Raw genomic sequence first — 2886 nt, 5'->3', positions numbered from 1 at the left:
CACCGTGGCGGTGATGGCGGCTTCGATCTGGTCGCGGCTGGTCACGTCGCAGGCAACGAAGGCTGCGGCCTCGCCCAGTTCGGCGGCGCGATCCGCGCCTTCCGGCAGCACATCGGCCAGCATCACCCGCGCGCCTTCGGCCACAAGGCGTTGCGCGATGGCGAGGCCGATGCCGCGGGCGGCACCGGTGACGAGGTAACGGCGGTTGTGGAGGCGCATCATGGCAGTGGTGTAGCGGAGGCGAGGCGCTGCATCTACCCCTCTCCCCTCGCGGGAGAGGGTCGAGAGACGCCGCAGGCGGCCCGGGGTGAGGGGGGTGAACAAGTGGCCACGTCAGCCACCCCTCACCCCGCTCGGCTTCGCCGAGTCGACCCTCTCCCACAGCCGAAGGCGACGCCTCCGGCGTCAACGGGAGAGGGGACGTTATTCGGTCAGCTCGCTCCACACGCCTTTCAGCTTGTCGAAAAAGCTCTGGCTCTTGGGCGTGTTGCGGCCGCCTTCCGTGCCTTCAATGGCGCGGAATTCCTCCAGCAGTTCGCGCTGGCGGGCGGTGAGCTTGACCGGGGTTTCGACCTCGACCTGAATGACCAGATCACCAAAGCCGCCGCCATTCAACGATGGCATGCCCTTGCCGCGCACGCGGAACTGCTTGGCGGTTTGCGTCCCGGCCGGAATCTTGATCGTGGTCTGCTGCTTGTCGAGGCTGGGCACATCAATCTCGCCGCCCAGCGCCGCCAGCGTGATCGACAGCGGCGCAATGGCATAAAGCGTGGTGCCGTCGCGCTTGAACACGTCGTGCGATTTCAGGTGCACGAAGATATACAGATCGCCGGCCGGGCCGCCGCGCGTGCCGCCTTCGCCTTCACCCGCCACTCGGATGCGGGTGCCGTCGTCCACGCCCTTGGGCACGTTGACGTTGATCGTCTTCTGCTGTTCGACGCGGCCGGCGCCACCGCAGCTGGCGCACGGATCGGCAATGATCTGGCCCTGGCCGTGGCAGGCCGGGCAGGTGCGTTCGACCATGAACAGGCCCTGGCGCATGCCGACCCGGCCACCGCCGTTGCAGGTGGTGCAGGTGCGCGCCGAGGTGCCGGGCTTGGCGCCGCTGCCGCCGCAAGGATCGCAGGACGCGGCCACTTCCACGGTCAATGTTGCCTGGCGGCCGTTATAGGCCTCTTCCAGCGACATCTCGAGATCATAGCGCAGATCGGAACCGCGCGTCGGGCCACCACGCCGGCCACGGCCACCGCCGCCACCCATGAATTCGCCGAACACGCTTTCGAAAATATCGGCAAAGCCGCCGAAATCCTGCCCGCCGCCGCCGCCACCTTGCCGGAACGCGGCATGGCCGAAACGGTCATAGGCCGCCCGTTTTTGCGGGTCCTTCAGCACGTCATAGGCTTCGCTGATCGATTTGAATTTCTGTTCCGCCGCCGCATCACCGGGGTTCTTGTCCGGGTGCCACTGCATCGCCAGCCGGCGATAGGCGGATTTCAGCGTGGCATCATCGGCGCCGCGCTGCACTTCCAGCAGTTCGTAATAGTCGATCTCGGTGGCCATGGTTCAGTCACCCCTGCATCACAACGCAAGTGCGCCCGCATCGCTGCGGGCGCACTCTGGCGACTGACTTACTTCTTGTTCTCGTCCACATCGGTGAACTCGGCGTCCACAACATCGTCGCTGGACGGGTTGGCTTCGCTGGCACCGGCATCCGCCTTGGCCTGTTCGGCCTGATAGACCGCCTCGCCCAGCTTCATGGCGACCTGGCCCAGCACCTGAACCTTGGCGTTGATGGCATCAGCATCGCCCGAATCGAGCACTGCCTTCACATCGGCCACGGCGGCTTCGATGCTGGCCTTCACATCCGGGGCGACCTTGTCGCCATGTTCGACAAGCTGGCGTTCGGTGTTGTGCACCAGGCTGTCGGCCTGGTTGCGGGCTTCGGCGCCGGCGCGGCGCTTCTTGTCTTCTTCGGCAAAAGCTTCGGCGTCACGCACCATCTTGTCGCTATCGTCCTTGGAAAGGCCGCCCGACGGCTGGATGCGGATCTGCTGTTCCTTGCCGGTGCCCTTGTCCTTGGCGTTGACCGAAACAAGACCGTTGGCGTCGAGGTCGAAGGTCACTTCCACCTGCGGCACGCCGCGCGGCGCGGGCGGGATGCCGACCAGATCGAACTGGCCCAGCATCTTGTTGTCCGCCGCCATTTCGCGCTCACCCTGGAACACCCGGATGGTCACGGCCGATTGGTTGTCGTCGGCGGTGGAATAGACCTGGCTTTTCTTGGTCGGGATCGTCGTGTTGCGATCGATCATGCGGGTGAACACGCCGCCCAGCGTCTCGATGCCCAGCGACAGCGGGGTCACATCAAGCAGCAGCACGTCCTTCACGTCGCCCTGCAGCACGCCGGCCTGAATGGCGGCGCCCATGGCCACCACTTCATCCGGGTTCACGCTGGTATTGGGCTCCTTGCCGAACAATTCCTTCACGAACTGGCGTACGCGCGGCATGCGGGTCATGCCGCCGACCAGGATGACTTCGTCGAGATCACCGGCCTTCACGCCGGCTTCCTTGATGGCATCCAGGCACGGCTTGCGGGTGCGCTCGATCAGATCGAGCACCAGCTTTTCCAGATCGGTGCGGGTGATGTTCTTGACGAGGTGTTTCGGCCCGTTCTGATCGGCGGTGATGAAGGGCAGGTTCACTTCGGTCGCAGCCGAGGACGACAGCTCGATCTTGGCCTTTTCGGCGGCTTCCTTCAGGCGCTGCAGGGCCAGCTTGTCCTTGGTCAGGTCGATGCCTTCGGCCTTCTTGAAATCGGCGCTCAGGAATTCCACCAGCTTGGCGTCGAAATCTTCGCCGCCCAGGAAGGTGTCACCGCTGGTCGAC

Annotated in this window: 3 protein-coding genes; all 3 read right to left on the bottom strand. The window is 65.0% G+C overall.

Features of this window, described 5'->3' with window-relative positions:
- Positions 1–222 (bottom strand): SDR family NAD(P)-dependent oxidoreductase (locus RMO81_RS10900; RefSeq protein ID WP_310475888.1); only part of this gene is annotated, 222 nt, incomplete at its 3' end.
- A gap of 201 nt (positions 223–423) precedes the next feature.
- A complete protein-coding gene (gene dnaJ, locus RMO81_RS10895) occupies positions 424–1560 on the bottom strand; it encodes a molecular chaperone DnaJ (RefSeq protein ID WP_310475886.1) in 1137 nt (378 codons plus the stop codon).
- Positions 1561–1628: 68 nt separating this feature from the next.
- Positions 1629–2886 (bottom strand): Hsp70 family protein (locus RMO81_RS10890; RefSeq protein ID WP_310475884.1); only part of this gene is annotated, 1258 nt, incomplete at its 5' end.

Source organism: Sandarakinorhabdus sp. (genome assembly GCF_031422795.1).
Lineage (GTDB): Bacteria > Pseudomonadota > Alphaproteobacteria > Sphingomonadales > Sphingomonadaceae > Sandarakinorhabdus.
Note: the sequence above shows the minus strand (reverse complement) of the source record. Positions and strands in the feature narration are given on the sequence as shown.

Bases quoted from the DNA above. Each gene is read 5' to 3' on its own strand.
- dnaJ (WP_310475886.1), bottom strand. From the start codon at position 1,560: ATGGCCACCGAGATCGACTATTACGAACTGCTGGAAGTGCAGCGCGGC.